Genomic DNA, 15,315 nt, shown 5'->3' with positions numbered 1-15,315 from the left:
CGCGGCCGGGCGTAGCCCGCCCGCCGCGGCCGAAGTCCCGCACACCACCGACCTGTTCTGCTCACGTACCGAAGAAGGACACCGTGACCGCAACCGAGGCGCCCGAGCAGGCGCCCACCTCCATGTCCAACAAGCAGATACTGCAGGCGATGTCCGGCCTGATGGCGGGCATGTTCGTCGCCATCCTCGCGGGCACGGTCGTCGCCAACGCCCTGCCGCGGATCATCGCCGACCTCGGTGCGAGCCAGTCCTCGTACACCTGGGTCGTGACCTCCGAGCTGCTCGCCATGACGGCCACCGTGCCGCTGTGGGGCAAGCTCGCCGACCTGTTCAACCAGAAGCTGCTGCTCCAGCTCTCGCTCGGCCTGTTCGTGGTCGGCTCCCTGGTGGCCGGCTTCTCCCAGGACGTCGTCACCCTGATCATCAGCCGCGTCATCCAGGGCATCGGCGCCGGTGGTCTGACCGCGCTGGCCCAGATCGTCATGGCCGCCGTCATCCCGCCGCGCCGGCTCGGCAAGTACGCGGGCATCTTCGGCGCGGTCTTCGCCGTGGGCACGGTCGCGGGTCCGCTGATCGGTGGTGTCCTCGTGGACACCTCGTGGCTCGGCTGGCGCTGGTGCTTCTTCATCGGTGTGCCGTTCGCACTGGCCGGGATCGTGCTGCTCCAGCGCACCCTGAAGCTGCCGACCGTACGCCGCAAGGTCAGCATCGACTGGCTGGGCGCCTTCCTGATCGTGGCCGGCGTCTGCGCGCTGCTAATCTGGACGTCCCTCGCGGGCAACAGCTTCGACTGGGCCTCCTGGCAGACGGCCGCACTGGTGATCACCGGCGTGCTGCTCCTGGTGGCGGCGGTCTTCGTCGAGCAGAGGGCCGCGGAGCCGATCATCCCGCTGGACATCTTCCGCAACCGCACGGTGTCGCTCACGACCCTGGCGAGCTTCTTCGTCGGTGTCGCGATGTTCGCCGGGACCGTCTTCCTGTCCCAGTACTTCCAGATCTCGCTGGGCAAGTCCCCGACCGAGGCGGGGCTCATGAGCCTCCCGATGATCGGCGGTCTGCTGGTCTCCTCGACCGTCGCCGGACAGATCATCTCCGCGACCGGCAAGTGGAAGATCTACCTCGTCTCGGGCTCCGTCGTCATGATGGCCGGCCTCGGACTGCTCTCGACCATCGGCGCCGACACACACTTCGGCCTGCTCAGCCTCTACATGGCGCTCATGGGCATCGGCGTCGGCATGCTGATGCAGAACCTCGTGCTCGCCGCGCAGAACGACGTGCCGGCGCACGAACTGGGCGCCGCGACCTCCGTGCTGTCCTTCTTCCGCAGCCTCGGCGGCACCATCGGCACCAGTGTGCTCGGCGCGATCCTCGCCAACCGGGTGGCCAGTGAGATGAGCAAGGGTCTCGCGGACAGCGGGCTCCCCACGACCGGCGGGGGCCACAGCAGCGCCGTGCCCGACATGACTACGCTGCCCGAGCCGATCAAGCAGATCGTCGAGCACGCGTACGGCGTCGCGACCGGTGACCTCTTCCTCATCGCCACCCCGTTCGCCTTCCTCGCCCTGCTCTCGGTGCTCTTCATCAAGGAGAAGCCCCTCAAGACGACGAGCGGCATGGAACGCCTCGCCGCCGAGGAGGCCGCCGTGGCCACCGCGGTCACCGTCCCGGCTCCCCGGGACGGTGCGGACTCCGGCGTCCAGGACGCCGCCCCGGGCCCGGTCGGTCTGAAGAAGGACTGACCCGTACGGACGGACGACACGAAGGGCCCGGCGCGATGCGCCGGGCCCTTCGGGCGTCAGGTCGGGGGAAGCGGCATCGGGGGGACAAGCCGCTTCCCCCGGTGAGAACGGGGACCGTAGGCCCTCGCCGCGGTCGGGGGGAAGTCACGCGGTGGGGACCTCGTGGAGGTCCCGTTCCTCGGCCCGCGCATTCCTGCAGGTGCTGCGGGCTCACACCCCATACTCCTCCCTGGCGTAAGCCGCGCCCGCCGACAAAGGGCCCGAATCGACGGGTCCTTCGACCCTAAAAGCCTCATCGGTGATCGGAAACGGCCAGCGGATTCGCCCGGACGTGCGGCTAGAATCACGCGACTGCACAGGTGATCGAAGGGGAGGGGCGGGGCTGTGGTGCAAGCGAGGAAGATCGCGCTCTACATGATTGTGGTCTTCGTGCTGTACACGATCATCACCTCTCCCGAGCGGAGCGCCGACCTCGTTCAAATAGGGTTCGAGGGTGTTTCGAGCGCCGCGCAGGGCGTCGGAGACTTCATGTCCGAGCTCGTGAAGTAGGAGATCCACCATGATCCGCCACCTGGTCCTGTTCAAGCTGAACGACGGCGTCGAGCGGGACGACCCGCGGGTCGTCGCGGGCGCGGAGGCCTTCCGGGAGCTCGGCGGGAAGATCCCCGAGCTGCAGTTCTGGGAGTGCGCCTGGAACATCACCGACCGGCCGATCGCGTACGACTTCGCCATCAATTCGGCGGTCGCCGACGAGGACGCACTCAAGCGGTACGTCGAGCACCCCGAGCACCAGGCCGCGGCCGGCCAGTGGCGCGCTTTCGCCACTTGGGTGATCGCCGACTACCCCTTCTGACCCTTTCGGATCTCCGGCCCCGCCGGCCCCTCCCCTACAGGAGAGGGGCTTTTCTGCATGTTTAAACCAAAACACCCTCAACACGACTCTATGCGGTGCTTGCACACAGTGGACATGTCTTGTGATGCTATGACCGCTTTTGACGGATGAGTTGACCGTAGTTGACCGCAAAGGGGTGGCGACACCGTGCCGGCCAGTACAGCGCCTCAAGTCCCGCCCCAGAACGTCCAGACGGACGACATCCAGACCGAGACCCCCGACCCCACCGCACCGGCGAGAGCCCGGGGCGCGGACACCAGGGCGCTGACCCAGGTGCTGTTCGGACGGCTCAAGGACCTCGAACCCGGCACCCCGGAGCACCACAGGGTGCGCACCGCGCTGATCGAGGCGAACCTGCCTCTCGTGCGCTACGCGGCGGCCCGCTTCCGCAGCCGCAACGAGCCGATGGAGGACGTCGTCCAGGTCGGCACCATCGGCCTGATCAACGCCATCGACCGCTTCGACCCGGAACGCGGCGTCCAGTTCCCCACGTTCGCCATGCCCACCGTGGTCGGCGAGATCAAGCGCTACTTCCGGGACAACGTGCGGACCGTGCACGTGCCCCGGCGGCTGCACGAGCTCTGGGTCCAGGTCACCGGCGCGACGGAGGACCTGACGACCGCTCACGGCCGCTCACCGACCACCGCCGAGATCGCCGAGCGCCTGAAGATCTCCGAGGACGAGGTCCTCGCCTGCATCGAGGCGGGTCGCTCCTACCACGCGACCTCGCTGGAGGCCGCCCAGGAAGGTGACGGGCTGCCCGGACTCCTGGACCGCCTCGGCTACGAGGACCCGGCGCTGGCCGGGGTCGAGCACCGCGACCTGGTCCGGCATCTGCTCGTCCAGCTGCCCGAGCGCGAGCAGCGGATCCTGCTCCTGCGCTACTACAACAACCTGACGCAGTCACAGATCAGCGCCGAACTGGGCGTCTCCCAGATGCATGTGTCAAGGCTTCTGGCCAGAAGTTTCGCCCGACTGCGATCCGCAAACAGGATCGAAGCGTAACCGGAACGGGTAGACCCCTGGAGGGGGGTATCCGGGGGCGTAAAAGCCGCACACCCCCTGTTTCCTGCGCAGTTTCGGCGCTGACTTGTCGACATGTCACTACAGCGTGTTGCCGACATGTGACATTCTGCTGGAACCGCGTTTGCCGCAGCCCTACCTCCGGTATTCAGGTGGAGGCTGCGTTCCTCCGATGGTCGTGGCCACCGCGACCGTCCGCGACCTCAAGGGGGTGGCATGTCCGCAGAACAGGGCAGCTCGAAGGTGCTCACGCTCACGAAGAGCGTGCCGGCACCAGCCGTGCTCACCAGCCCGCCGGAAGCCATCGACACCCGCACCCTGTCCCGCTCCCTGTTCCTGCGGCTAGCCGCGCTGGGTCCCGCCTCGGGCCCCGACGGAACGGACAGCCCTGAGCGGGCCTATGTGCGGGACACACTCATCGAGCTCAACCTCCCGCTCGTGCGGTACGCGGCGGCGCGGTTCCGGAGCCGTAACGAACCCATGGAGGACATCGTCCAGGTCGGGACGATCGGCCTGATCAAGGCGATCGACCGCTTCGACTGCGAACGGGGCGTGGAATTCCCCACGTTCGCGATGCCGACCGTCGTGGGGGAGATCAAGCGCTTCTTCCGCGACACCTCGTGGTCGGTGCGGGTGCCGCGCCGGCTCCAGGAGCTGCGGCTCGCCCTCACCAAGACCAGCGACGAGCTCGCCCAGAAGCTCGACCGCTCGCCGACGGTGCCGGAGCTGGCCAAGGCGCTCGGGGTCTCCGAGGAGGACGTGGTCGACGGCCTGGCCGTGGGCAACGCCTACACGGCCTCCTCTCTGGACTCGCCGTCACCCGAGGACGACGGCGGCGAGGGCTCGCTGGCGGACCGCCTCGGATACGAGGACGCGGCGCTGGAGGGCGTCGAGTACCGCGAGTCCCTGAAGCCGCTGCTGGCCAAGCTCGCCCCCCGCGAGCGGCAGATCATCATGCTGCGCTTCTTCGCCAACATGACCCAGTCGCAGATCGGCGAGGAGGTCGGCATCTCGCAGATGCACGTCTCCCGGCTGCTGACCCGGACGCTCACCCAGCTCAGGGAGGGGCTCATCTCCGACTGACCCCTGACGGGTCCGTACGGAGCGGCTCACCGGCCGCCGGGGCACCACGCACGCCACCCCGGCGGCCTCGCCGTGTCCGGGCTTCCCGCGCCGCACGGAACCCGCGGACGCTCCCTCGCCGTGCCGCAACGCGGACCGCTCCCGCGCCGACGTGCGGTGCGGGAGCGGTGCGGAAGGACGGCGTACACGTTCACGTGGGCGCCTGGCCGGTCCACGGGCCCCGGAGAGGGTGACGGGCCGGCCGTGAAGGGGACGGGCGGTGGTCAGCCGAGCGCGAGCCAGGCGATGGCGCCGAGGACGACGATGACCGCGACGACGGCCACGATCACCCCGGTCTTCGAACCGGACGAGGTCGCGGCGGGCTGCTGCCTGCGCTGCGGCTCGCCCTCGTCGACGAAGGCGCGGAACATCTGCGTGCTGCCCGCCGGGTCGTGAGTGCCCTCGGGGCCCGGCTGCGGGGCGTGGGGGTTGTGTGCCATGGCCCAGGACACTAGCGAACGCGAGCCTTCCGCCCAACCCCCGGGTCCACAAGGGGCGATGCCCTTCCCCCGCGCACACGGCCTCTTCACCCGTCCGCCGGAGCGCTCCGCACCGCCTCCACGCGCCCCCTCGCACCACCTGACCTGTGGCGAGGAACACATCCGGCCCAGGCGCACCCCTGTGCGCTGCACGCTTGACCCGCCGCCTACACAGGCTTTTGCCTTCCTTTACTTCTGCAAGCCCCATTTCGTTTGCCTGCGGCAACCAACTGCTTCTATCGTTGCCCTAAGCAACAAGATGACCTCGCGAAACGTCTGGAGGGTCAGTGGCAGCACGGAGCCAGTACGAAGAACTGGCCCGGCAGCTCAGCGCCGTCGGAGCCGTCAAACGGGGCCTCTCCCGCATCCTGCCCGCCGAGTGTCCCGGTGGCTCGGCCGCCGTGCTGACGCTGCTGGCCAAGTACGGCGAGATGCGGATCTCCCAGCTGGCCGACCTCCTGGCCGTGAACATGTCGGTGACCAGCCGACATGTGACCCACGTGGTGGAGAACGGCTGGATCGAAAGGTCTCCGGACCCGGCGGACAAGAGGTCCCGCATCCTGCGGCTGACCCCCGCCGGCGAGGAACTGCTCGGCGAGCTGAACCGGCGGACCACCGAGATGTTCGCCCACAACCTCATCGACTGGTCCGACGAAGAGGTCGGTCAGCTCAGCACGTTGTTGTCCCGGCTGCGCGACAGCTTCGCCTGCCGCGGCTCCGGTGGGTGTGCCCCCGGAAGGCACAGCGGCGACTGCCGCGCCGGGCACTCCGACGAGGCGCACACCCGTACACCCGTGTAACAGAAGCAAAGAGAAGGAATTCAATGGCTACGACCACACCACCCGGTGTGCGGGGCGGCCACGCCAAGCACGGGGCTGCCGAAGCCCCCGCAGGCACGCCGATGACACACCGGCAGATCATGGAAGCGCTGACCGGGCTGCTGCTCGGCATGTTCGTCGCGATTCTGTCGTCGACGGTCGTTTCCAACGCCCTGCCCGAGATCATCTCCGACCTCGGTGGCGGCCAGAGCGCCTACACCTGGGTCGTGACGGCCTCGCTGCTGGCCATGACCGCCACCACCCCGCTGTGGGGCAAGCTCGCGGACCTGTTCAGCAAGAAGCTGCTGGTCCAGATCGCCCTGATCATCTACGTGGCCGGCTCCATAGTCGCCGGTCTCTCGACCAGCAGCGGCATGCTCATCATCTGCCGTGTGGTGCAGGGCATCGGCGTCGGCGGTCTCTCCGCCCTCGCCCAGATCGTGATGGCCGCGATGATCTCCCCGCGCGAGCGCGGACGGTACAGCGGCTACCTCGGCGCGGTCTTCGCCGTCGCCACCGTGGGCGGCCCGCTCCTCGGCGGTGTCATCACCGACACCAGCTGGATGGGCTGGCGCTGGTGCTTCTACGTGGGTGTGCCGTTCGCGGTCATCGCCCTGATCGTGCTCCAGAAGACCCTGAAGCTCCCCGTGGTCAAGCGCGAGGGCGTCAAGATCGACTGGACCGGCGCGTTCTTCATCAGCGCCGCGGTCTCGCTGCTGCTGCTCTGGGTGACCTTCGCGGGCGACAAGTACGACTGGGTCTCCTGGCAGACGTACACGATGCTCGCCGGCACCGTGGTCCTCGCCGCGCTGTTCCTGTTCACCGAGTCCAGGGCCCGCGAGCCGATCATCCCGCTGCGCCTCTTCCGTAACCGCACCATCACGCTGGCCTCCGCGGCCTCGCTGTTCGTCGGTATCGGGATGTTCGCGGGCACCGTCTTCTTCAGCCAGTACTTCCAGCTGGCGCGGGACAAGTCGCCGACGATGTCCGGCGTCATGACGATCCCGATGATCGCCGGGCTCTTCCTCTCCTCGACCGTGTCGGGCCAGATCATCACCAAGACCGGCCGCTGGAAGGCCTGGCTGGTCACCGGTGGCTTCCTGCTGACCGCGGGTCTCGGGCTGCTGGGCACCATCCGGTACGACACCGAGTACTGGCAGATCGCGGTCTTCATGTTCGTCATGGGTCTCGGCATCGGCATGATGATGCAGAACCTGGTGCTCGCCACGCAGAACCAGGTGGCCCCCGCCGACCTGGGTGCGGCCAGCTCCGTCGTGACGTTCTTCCGTTCCCTCGGTGGTGCGATCGGCGTCTCGGCGCTGGGTGCCGTCCTGGGCAACCGCGTCACCCACTACGTCAAGGACGGCCTCGCCGACCTCGGCCCCGAGGGCGCCGCGCTGGGCCACGGCGGAACGGGCGGCGGGGGCATCCCCGACCTGGACGCGCTCCCCGCCCCGCTCCGTACGGTCATGGAGGTCGCCTACGGCCACGGTGTCGCCGACGTCTTCCTGTTCGCCGCGCCCGCCGCGCTGGTCGCCTTCCTCCTGACCATCTTCATCAAGGAGGTCGCGCTGAAGAGCCGGGCAGGCAACGACGACACCGCCCCCGCCGAGACGACGTCCGTCGAGGCCACCACCAGCACCGTGCCGGTCGTCGAGGCTACGGGCGCACTCACCTCGGCCGCCGTCCCGGAGGGGTCGGTCGCCACGAAGGAGCTGACCATTCAGGGAACGCCCGTACGCGGTGTGGTGCGGGGCGCCGAGGGCGCACCCGTGGCCCGTGCCGCCGTCACACTCATCTCGCTGGGCGGCCGGCAGCTGGGGCGCTCCGTCGCCCAGGCCGACGGCGGCTACGTCCTGGACGCTCCGGGCTCCGGCAGTTACGTCCTGATCGCCTCCGCCGACGGCTTCCAGCCGCAGGCGTCCACCGTGGTCGTCGGCGAGGAGCCGCTGGCCTACGACATCCTGCTCGCCGGTACGAGCGGTCTCTCCGGGACCGTGCGGACCGCCGAGGGCGGCACCCCGGTCGACGGCGCCATGGTGGTCGTCACCGACGTGCGCGGCGACGTGCTGGCCACGGGCATCTCGGGCGACGCGGGTGAGTTCACCTTCGGCGAGCTGATCCCCGGCTCGGTGACCGTCGCCGTCACGGCTGCGGGCTTCCGTCCGCTGGCCCTGCCGGTGGAGGTCGGCGGCCAGGGTGTCACCCGGGTCGACGTGGCCCTGCGGTCCGGCGCGCTGGTGCGCGGGGTCGTCAAGGCCGGCTCCCGCCGGGCACCGCTGAACGACGCCCGGGTCACGCTGGTCGACGCGGCCGGCAACGTGGTCGCCACCTCGACGACCGGGGAGGACGGCGTGTACGCCTTCACCGACCTGGACGCCGGTGAGTACTCCGTGATCGCGACCGGCTACCCGCCGGTTGCGGGCTCGCTGACCGTGAGCGGCAGCGGAGTCGACGGTCACGACATCGAGCTCGCCCACCCGGGCGAGTAAGAGGGAAGATCCGCAAAGACCCCTGGCGGGACAGCACTTCGAGCGGAGAGGCTGTGGCCGCCGGTGGAAATGGGCCCCGTGGCGGGAACGGCAGGCAGGGGACGGCCTGCCGATCCCGCCCCGGGGCCCGACTCATTGAGTCGCTGCTTCACGAGTGATTTGAGCAAGGAGAGAACACGGGATGGGACTTCGCGCACAGGTACGTACGCGGGACGGCTGGGCGGTCCAGCACGCCGTCGTGACGGTGACCGACATGACGGGCACCCAGGTGCTCCGTGCCGCCGCCGACGAGAACGGGGCCGTCCGCACCGACGATCTCCTCCAGGCCGGCGCGTACACGGTGATCGTCACGGCGGTGGGTTACGCCCCCGCCGCGTCCACCGCGCTCGTCACGGCCAGCGGCCGCGTCGAGGCCGGGACCGTGGTGCTGGCCCGGCAGGGCGGCGTGGAACTGCCGCCTCCGGGCACCTGGTCGCTGGACCCGGTGCACTCCTCGGTGGCCGCGGTCGCACAGCACCTGGGGATCTCCAGCGTGCACGGCCGGTTCACCGAGTTCGGCGGCCGTATCGAGATCACCGAGGACGTCCAGAACTCCCGGGTGGAGGCCTTCATCGCCTCCAGCAGCATCGACACGGGCAACGCCATGCGGGACAAGCACCTGCGCTCGGCGGACTTCCTGGACGTGGAGGCGTTCCCTGAGCTCACCTACCGCTCCCGTGCGCTGACCCCGGCCGGGCCCGACCGCTGGACGGTGCACGGCCTGCTCACCATGCACGGCATCGCGCGGGACGTGGACCTCGACCTCAGCTACCTGGGCACCGGGCCCGACCCGTGGGGCGGGGTGCGGGCGGCCTTCCACGCCACGGCGGAGCTGCGCCGCGACGACTTCGCCATGAACTACAACCAGGTGCTGCAGGCGGGCATCTCCGCGATCGGCACGACCCTGCGCGTGGAGCTCGACATCCAGGCGGTCCAGGGCGACTCCGTCTCGGGATAAGGCGCTCCGAAGGCCCTAGGGTGGGCCGTATGGCAACCGACATCGCGACCAACACCGCCGTGGAACTCGGGGAACTGCTGGACTTCGTGCGGCCCCGGCACCGGGCGATCCTGCTGACCACCCGGTCCGACGGCCGCCCCCAGGGCTCCCCGCTCACCTGCGGCGTGGACGACGCGGGGCGGATCGTCGTCTCGACCTACCCCGAACGGGCCAAGACCCGTAACGCCAAGCGGGACGAGCGGGTCAGCGTGATCGTCCTGTCGGACGAGTGGAACGGACCCTGGGTCCAGGTCGACGGCTCGGCCGAGGTGATCGACTCACCGGATTCGGTCGAGCCCCTCGTCGAGTACTTCCGCAACATCTCCGGCGAGCACCCGGACTGGGACGAGTACCGGGCAGCGATGATCAAGCAGGGGAAGTCCATCATCCGGATCACTCCGGAGCGCTGGAGCCCGGTCGCCACCGGCGGCTTCCCCGCCCACCTGGCCGGCGGCGCCTGACCGATGACCCCGCCCCACCCGGACCCGCTCGCGCGGGCCCGGCTGCTGACCTCCCCGTCCGTCGGACCGGCCGTGGTCCGTGAGCTGGAACGGATCACCGGCCGGCCGGCCGTACCGGTGTACGCCACCGCGCCCGACGTCCCCTTCGTGTACGTGGGGGACGTGCTGCCCGAAGCGCTGCGGGTCCCCGGCCTGTCGTGGTTCCACAGCGTCAACGCGGGTACGGACGCGCTGCTCGCCGCCGGGCCCTGGCCCGAAGGGGCCCTGCTGACACGGACGGTGGGACGGATGGGCGAGCGGATCGCCCAGTACACGCTGGCCTGGATCCTCGCCGAGTGCCAGTCCGTCCCGGAGCACACCGCGCAGCACTCCAGGTCCGAGTGGCGCCGCCTCCCGTCCGAGCTCGCCGCCGGGCGGACCGCGGTCATCCACGGCACCGGTCGCATCGGCTCCGCCGTCGCCGGCCTGCTGCGCGCCTGCTCCGTACGCACGGTGGGCGTGGGCCGCACTCCCCGCGCCGCGCCCGCGGGCTTCGACCGGGTGGTCCTGGCCGGCTCGGAGGAGGAGACGGCGGCGCTGGCGGAGGCCAGGTGGGTGGTGTCGGCCCTGCCCCTGACCGGTGCCACGGAGCGCTTCTTCGACGCCGCCAGATTCACCGCGATGCGGGGCGCCACCTTCCTCAACGTGGGCCGGGGCGCGACGGTGGACATGGCGGCGCTGGAGACCGCGCTGCACGGCGGAAAGGTCCGCCGCGCCGTACTCGACGTGCTGCCCGACGAGCCCGCGGCTCCCGGCGACCGCGCCTGGCGGCTGCCGCGCACGGTGATCACGTCGCACTCGGCCGGCATCACGGCCGACGAGGACGTCGTCGCCGACTTCGAGTCCTGCTGGCAGGCGGTCGCCGAGGGGCGCACACCGGCCCTGGCCGTGGACACCCGCCGCGGCTACTGAGGGCCGGGCTCCTCCTACGGCCGGCGCGCCGCCCGTTCGCACGTCGCCTCGATGCCCGCGATCAGGAGGTCCAGCGCGAACGTGAAGTCCCGCTCGCGCATCTCCTCCACCGTCGCCCCGCCACGCGCCTCCATGAGGTTCTCCGAGGGCCGCATGGCCTGATGGATCTCAGGGTCCGCGCGGATCGTTCCCATCGCCCGCTCGAAGTACTCGTCCTGGGTGAGCCCGGCCTCCACCGTGCGCTGCACGAAGTGCCCCTCGGTGGTGCCGAATCCGTAGACGAACTGGAAGACGGCCGCCATCGCGCCCGTCTGCCGCTCCAGGGGCAGCCCGGTGGCCCGGACGACGTCCTGGACGGCGTACGAGAACAGCATCGAGTGCGGGCCGATGTTCAGGAAGCTGCCGATGAGGGCCGATACCCAGGGGTGCCGGACGAACATCTTCCGGTAGCTGGTGGCCAGTTCACGCAGGCGGTCGCGCCAGTCGATGTCCTCCGCCGTGGCCGGGATCTCGCCGAAGACGGTGTCCAGGGCGAGTTCCAGCAGGTCGTCCTTGGTGTCGACGTACCAGTAGAGGGACATCGCCGTGACGTCGAGCTCGGCGGCGAGGCGCCGCATGGAGAACTTCGCGAGGCCGTCGGCGTCCAGCAGCCGGACGCTCGCCGCCGTGATCCTGTCCCGGTCGAGGCCGGCCGGCTGATCCGCCTTGCGGGTGCGCGACGGTGTGCGCCGGTCCAGCCACACACTGACCCTGGAAGGGTTCTTCACACGGTCTGCCGCGGCCCCCATGGCGCACACTCCTCGTCTCGCGGTGGCTCTCCTGCGTACCGGCGCCCCTGTCCGATGCTATGCCCGTCACCTGGGGTTCTCAGTCGGCCTCCGTACGCTCCGCCCGCCTCAGCAGGACCGCGGCCAGCAGACCACCGGCCAGGACCGCCGCCGCTCCGACCAGTTGGCTGGTCTCCAGGCCCGAGGCGAAGGCGTCCGTGATGCGCTCGCGGTCCGCCGCCCCGTCGGCTGCGGCGAGCGTTGCGGGCAGTGAGGCGGCCCCGGCGACACCCGGTACGAGCGCGGCGAACCGGGAGTTGAGCACGGCTCCGAGCACGGCGACCCCGAGCCCGTTGCCGAACTCGGCGAGCGTGCCGTTCACCCCGGCGCCCACGCCCGCCTTCTCCGGCGGGATGGCGCTCATGATCGCGTTGGCCATCGCGGGCATGGCGAGCGCGACGCCCGCCCCCATGACGATCAGGCCGAGCAGCATGCCGCCGTAGTCCCGCCCGCCCAGCAGGGCGATGGCCCCGAGCCCGGCGGCCAGCAGACTCATCCCGGCGGCGATGACGGCGGGCGTGCCCAGCTTCCCCACGAGCCGGGCGCCGAGCCCCGTGAGGTTGAGCGCGACGACGGTGAGGGCGAGCGGAGCCGTCCGCAGTCCGGCCTCCAGCGGCTCGTACCCGAGGACGAACTGCAAGTGCTGGGTCAGCAGGAAGAGCGAACCCGTCATCCCGAAGGCGACGAGGATCGCGCCCGCGACCGCGCCGGTGAACCTCTGGTTGCGGAAGAAGCGCATGTCCAGCATCGGGTACGGGACATGGAGCTCCCACAGGACGAATCCGGTGAGGACGGCGGCCCCGGCGAAGGCCGTCAGCAGGACCGGGCCGGAGCCCCAGCCGTGCTCCGGGCCGGAGATGATCGCGTACACGACGGAGGCCATGCCGAGGGTGGAGAGCAGCGCCCCGACCAGGTCCGGGCGGTCGCCGTGGGGGTTCCTCGACTCGGGGACGAGCCGGACGACCGCGACGAGGCCGATGACCGCCACGGGGATGTTGATCAGGAAGATCGCGCCCCACCAGAAGTGGTCGAGCATCGCCCCGCCGATCAGCGGACCGGCGGCGAAGCCCAGCGAGCTCACGGTGGACCAGATGCCGATCGCCTTCACGCGCTCGGTGTCGTCGAAGATCTGCACCACGACGGCGAGGGTGGTCGTCATCAGCAGCGCGCCTCCGACACCCATCCCCGCGCGGGCGGCGATCAGTTGTCCGGAGGACTGCGCGAGCCCTGCGGCCAGCGAGCCGACGCCGAACAGCGCGAGCCCGGCGACCAGCATCTTCTTCCGGCCGTAGCGGTCGGCGGCGCTGCCCGCGGTGAGGACGAGCCCCGACTGGACGAGCGCGTAGGCGTTGATCATCCACTGCACATCGGCGGTGGAGGCGTGCAGATCCGTGGTGAGCGAGGGGATCGCGACGTTCAGGACGGTGTTGTCGAGCAGCACGGTGAGCTGGGCGAGGCAGATGACTCCGAGGATCACCCACCGCCGCGCGTGGCCGCTCCGGGGGGTGAGGTCGTTCTGCTCGGCGGTGGTCGCCGTCATGCGGGCTCCTGGTTCCGGTGCACTTGTACGGTGTACGGGAGATGCTCTTGTACACCGTATGGCATTTCCTCTACGGCGTACAACACATAGGCCTACAGCCTCCGGAGCCGCACCGGTGACGTGACAGGGCGGTGGCCCGGAGCCTGTGCTCCGGGCCACCGCCCTGTCACCGGGGTCTCAGCTCTTCGGCAGGGTGAGGTCGTAGAAGGTCGCGCTTCCCGCGGTGACCTCCTTGAAGTTCTCCTCCACCCACGTCGTGATCTGGGAGGAGGCACCTTCGCCGCCGCCCATGCCGCCGCCCGTGCCGCCCGAGATCAGGTAGTGGATCTTGCCGTCCTCCACGCACCCGCGTCTCGCTCTTCTGCCGGGCCTCCAAGGCCGAACCGACGTGCCCCAGCATCCTGTTGAGGGCGGCGCCGACCTGACCCACCTCGGTGCGCGGATCGGCCTCGGCGCCCGGCACCCGTTCGAGGAGGGCGACCTCACCGCTGTGCAGCGGGAGTTCGGAGACCGGGTCGCCGTGGCGGCCACCCTGCGCAGCGGGCGCAGGGCGACACCGACCATCGCGGCACCGGCGATACCGGCGGCGATGAGCCCGGCACAGGTGACGCAGGCCTCGACGACGATCAGAGTGTTGACGGCCTTGTCCACCTCGGCCGTGGGGATGCCGACCAGGACGGACGTACCGGCGCCCGACGGGACGACCTGCACGCGGTAGCCGCCCAGTCCGGGAAGCTCGACGTCATGGGCTTCGCCGTCCGGGGCCACGTCGGCGGCTTCCAGGGCGTCCTGCTGCGCGTCGGTCAGCTCCTCGGCGCTCTCCCGGGCGTCCGGCCCCTTGATCACCTTCGAGGCGGTGACGGAACCGCCGGAGACGACGGCGCCGAACGTGTCGGGCGTGCCCCTGCCGATGAAGGCCAGCGGCTCCTTCTCGCTCGTAGGGCCGCCCGGGGCGATCTTGCCGCTGCCCGGCGGGGGCTGCCGGGCCACTCCGGCGATGTCGCGCAGCTGGCCGTCCAGCTTCCCGGCCATGTAGCTCTGGAAGGCGATCGCGGTGACCGAACCGATCACGGCGGCGACCACCGCGATGAGCGTCACCGCGTACACGACGAGACGGGTGCGGAGCGTCCAGGGGCGGCGCGTGCTCCTCCCGCCCACGGAGTCAGTCACCCGGCTTGATGAGGTATCCCGCCCCGCGCCGCGTATGGATCATCGGGGTGCGCCCCGCGTCGATCTTCTTGCGCAGGTAGGAGATGTACAGCTCGACGACGTTGGCCTGGCCGCCGAAGTCGTAGTTCCAGACCCGGTCGAGGATCTGCGCCTTGCTCAGCACCCGGCGCGGATTGCGCATCAGGAAGCGCAGCAGCTCGAACTCGGTCGCCGTGAGATGGATCGAGTCGTCGCCCCGGCTCACCTCATGGCTGTCCTCGTCCAGCACCAGGTCACCCACGACGAGCGTCGAATCACTGCGGACCGAGGCCGTACCGGAGCGGCGGATCAGCCCGCGCAGCCGTGCCACGACCTCCTCCAGGCTGAACGGCTTGGTGACGTAGTCGTCGCCTCCCGCCGTGAGCCCCGCGATCCGGTCCTCCACCGAGTCCCGCGCGGTCAGGAACAGCACGGGCACGTCGGAGAGTTCGCGCCGCAGCCGCCCGAGCACCGCCAGGCCGTCCATGTCGGGGAGCATCACATCGAGGATCACCGCGTCGGGGCGGAAGTCGCGCGCCGTACGGACGGCACCCGCACCGTCCCCGGCGCTGCGCACCTCCCACCCCTCGTAACGCAGGGCCATGGAGAGCAGCTCGGCGAGCGGAGCCTCGTCGTCCACGACCAGTACGCGGATGGGACTGCGGTCGGGCCTGAGCAGTTCTGTACGCCCCTGGGGCGAGGTCGTCGTCATGGCTCAAGCCTGTGAGACGGCCGTGAGAGAGGCCT

At 70.2% G+C, this 15,315-nt stretch carries 14 protein-coding genes and 1 pseudogene; 10 read left to right on the top strand and 5 right to left on the bottom strand.

Features of this window, described 5'->3' with window-relative positions:
* Positions 1 to 122 precede the first annotated feature (122 nt).
* The 5 genes from ACIBCU_RS17470 to ACIBCU_RS17450 all read left to right on the top strand — a co-directional run bounded on the left by ACIBCU_RS17470 (position 123) and on the right by ACIBCU_RS17450 (position 4,737).
* Positions 123 to 1,739 (top strand): MDR family MFS transporter, encoded by a 1,617-nt coding sequence (locus ACIBCU_RS17470; protein ID WP_399232336.1) that lies wholly within the window; start codon positions 123 to 125, stop codon positions 1,737 to 1,739.
* Between the two features lie 384 nt (positions 1,740 to 2,123).
* Positions 2,124 to 2,288 carry a hypothetical protein gene (locus tag ACIBCU_RS17465; RefSeq protein ID WP_014155101.1) on the top strand — a complete coding sequence of 55 codons (165 nt, stop codon included), beginning with the start codon at positions 2,124 to 2,126 and terminating at the stop codon, positions 2,286 to 2,288.
* A gap of 10 nt (positions 2,289 to 2,298) precedes the next feature.
* A complete protein-coding gene (locus ACIBCU_RS17460; RefSeq protein WP_104787561.1) occupies positions 2,299 to 2,592 on the top strand; it encodes a Dabb family protein in 294 nt (97 codons plus the stop codon).
* A gap of 186 nt (positions 2,593 to 2,778) precedes the next feature.
* Positions 2,779 to 3,636 (top strand): RNA polymerase sigma factor SigF, encoded by an 858-nt coding sequence (locus tag ACIBCU_RS17455; protein WP_362930693.1) that lies wholly within the window; start codon positions 2,779 to 2,781, stop codon positions 3,634 to 3,636.
* 234 nt (positions 3,637 to 3,870) lie between these two features.
* Positions 3,871 to 4,737 carry an RNA polymerase sigma factor SigF gene (locus tag ACIBCU_RS17450; protein WP_399232175.1) on the top strand — a complete coding sequence of 289 codons (867 nt, stop codon included), beginning with the start codon at positions 3,871 to 3,873 and terminating at the stop codon, positions 4,735 to 4,737.
* A 263-nt stretch (positions 4,738 to 5,000) separates the two neighbouring features.
* Here ACIBCU_RS17450 and ACIBCU_RS17445 read toward each other — a convergent pair whose 3' ends face one another.
* Positions 5,001 to 5,216 (bottom strand): hypothetical protein, encoded by a 216-nt coding sequence (locus tag ACIBCU_RS17445; protein ID WP_362930697.1) that lies wholly within the window; start codon positions 5,214 to 5,216, stop codon positions 5,001 to 5,003.
* A gap of 326 nt (positions 5,217 to 5,542) precedes the next feature.
* Between ACIBCU_RS17445 and ACIBCU_RS17440 the strand changes: the two genes are divergently transcribed.
* From ACIBCU_RS17440 to ACIBCU_RS17420, 5 genes are all read left to right on the top strand, one after another.
* Positions 5,543 to 6,055, top strand: coding sequence for a MarR family winged helix-turn-helix transcriptional regulator (locus ACIBCU_RS17440; RefSeq protein WP_362930699.1), 513 nt, complete (start codon positions 5,543 to 5,545; stop codon positions 6,053 to 6,055).
* Between the two features lie 23 nt (positions 6,056 to 6,078).
* Positions 6,079 to 8,565, top strand: coding sequence for an MFS transporter (locus ACIBCU_RS17435; protein ID WP_362930701.1), 2,487 nt, complete (start codon positions 6,079 to 6,081; stop codon positions 8,563 to 8,565).
* Positions 8,566 to 8,746: 181 nt separating this feature from the next.
* The gene (locus ACIBCU_RS17430) at positions 8,747 to 9,562 is read left to right on the top strand and encodes a YceI family protein (protein ID WP_399232172.1); all 816 of its coding nucleotides are present in this window, start codon (positions 8,747 to 8,749) and stop codon (positions 9,560 to 9,562) included.
* Between the two features lie 29 nt (positions 9,563 to 9,591).
* Complete coding sequence (locus ACIBCU_RS17425; protein ID WP_399232170.1) at positions 9,592 to 10,062, top strand: PPOX class F420-dependent oxidoreductase; 471 nt, start codon at positions 9,592 to 9,594, stop codon at positions 10,060 to 10,062.
* Positions 10,063 to 10,065: 3 nt separating this feature from the next.
* A complete protein-coding gene (locus ACIBCU_RS17420; protein WP_399232168.1) occupies positions 10,066 to 11,013 on the top strand; it encodes an NAD(P)-dependent oxidoreductase in 948 nt (315 codons plus the stop codon).
* A gap of 14 nt (positions 11,014 to 11,027) precedes the next feature.
* On the opposite strand, the gene ACIBCU_RS17415 is transcribed toward ACIBCU_RS17420, so the two are convergent.
* The 4 genes and pseudogenes from ACIBCU_RS17415 to ACIBCU_RS17400 form a co-directional block, all read right to left on the bottom strand.
* Positions 11,028 to 11,801: a TetR/AcrR family transcriptional regulator gene (locus tag ACIBCU_RS17415; RefSeq protein ID WP_362930709.1), complete on the bottom strand. Its 774-nt coding sequence runs from the start codon at positions 11,799 to 11,801 to the stop codon at positions 11,028 to 11,030.
* Between the two features lie 79 nt (positions 11,802 to 11,880).
* Positions 11,881 to 13,380 carry a DHA2 family efflux MFS transporter permease subunit gene (locus ACIBCU_RS17410; protein ID WP_399232165.1) on the bottom strand — a complete coding sequence of 500 codons (1,500 nt, stop codon included), beginning with the start codon at positions 13,378 to 13,380 and terminating at the stop codon, positions 11,881 to 11,883.
* A 340-nt stretch (positions 13,381 to 13,720) separates the two neighbouring features.
* Positions 13,721 to 14,538 (bottom strand): annotated as a pseudogene (locus ACIBCU_RS17405) (two-component sensor histidine kinase); the annotation flags it as partial.
* A gap of 4 nt (positions 14,539 to 14,542) precedes the next feature.
* Positions 14,543 to 15,280: a response regulator transcription factor gene (locus tag ACIBCU_RS17400; protein WP_362930713.1), complete on the bottom strand. Its 738-nt coding sequence runs from the start codon at positions 15,278 to 15,280 to the stop codon at positions 14,543 to 14,545.
* Positions 15,281 to 15,315: the final 35 nt, after the last annotated feature.

It is taken from the genome of Streptomyces sp. NPDC051064 (assembly GCF_044455985.1).
Classification (GTDB): Bacteria; Actinomycetota; Actinomycetes; order Streptomycetales; family Streptomycetaceae; genus Streptomyces.
This window is presented reverse-complemented; position numbering and strand designations above follow the sequence as displayed.

Bases quoted from the DNA above. Each gene is read 5' to 3' on its own strand.
- ACIBCU_RS17470 (WP_399232336.1), top strand. From the start codon at position 123: ATGTCCAACAAGCAGATACTGCAGGCGATGTCCGGCCTGATGGCGGGC.
- ACIBCU_RS17450 (WP_399232175.1), top strand. From the start codon at position 3,871: ATGTCCGCAGAACAGGGCAGCTCGAAGGTGCTCACGCTCACGAAGAGC.
- ACIBCU_RS17435 (WP_362930701.1), top strand. From the start codon at position 6,079: ATGGCTACGACCACACCACCCGGTGTGCGGGGCGGCCACGCCAAGCAC.
- ACIBCU_RS17410 (WP_399232165.1), bottom strand. From the start codon at position 13,380: ATGACGGCGACCACCGCCGAGCAGAACGACCTCACCCCCCGGAGCGGC.
- ACIBCU_RS17415 (WP_362930709.1), bottom strand. From the start codon at position 11,801: ATGGGGGCCGCGGCAGACCGTGTGAAGAACCCTTCCAGGGTCAGTGTG.
- ACIBCU_RS17425 (WP_399232170.1), top strand. From the start codon at position 9,592: ATGGCAACCGACATCGCGACCAACACCGCCGTGGAACTCGGGGAACTG.
- ACIBCU_RS17420 (WP_399232168.1), top strand. From the start codon at position 10,066: ATGACCCCGCCCCACCCGGACCCGCTCGCGCGGGCCCGGCTGCTGACC.
- ACIBCU_RS17400 (WP_362930713.1), bottom strand. From the start codon at position 15,280: ATGACGACGACCTCGCCCCAGGGGCGTACAGAACTGCTCAGGCCCGAC.
- ACIBCU_RS17430 (WP_399232172.1), top strand. From the start codon at position 8,747: ATGGGACTTCGCGCACAGGTACGTACGCGGGACGGCTGGGCGGTCCAG.
- ACIBCU_RS17460 (WP_104787561.1), top strand. From the start codon at position 2,299: ATGATCCGCCACCTGGTCCTGTTCAAGCTGAACGACGGCGTCGAGCGG.
- ACIBCU_RS17445 (WP_362930697.1), bottom strand. From the start codon at position 5,216: ATGGCACACAACCCCCACGCCCCGCAGCCGGGCCCCGAGGGCACTCAC.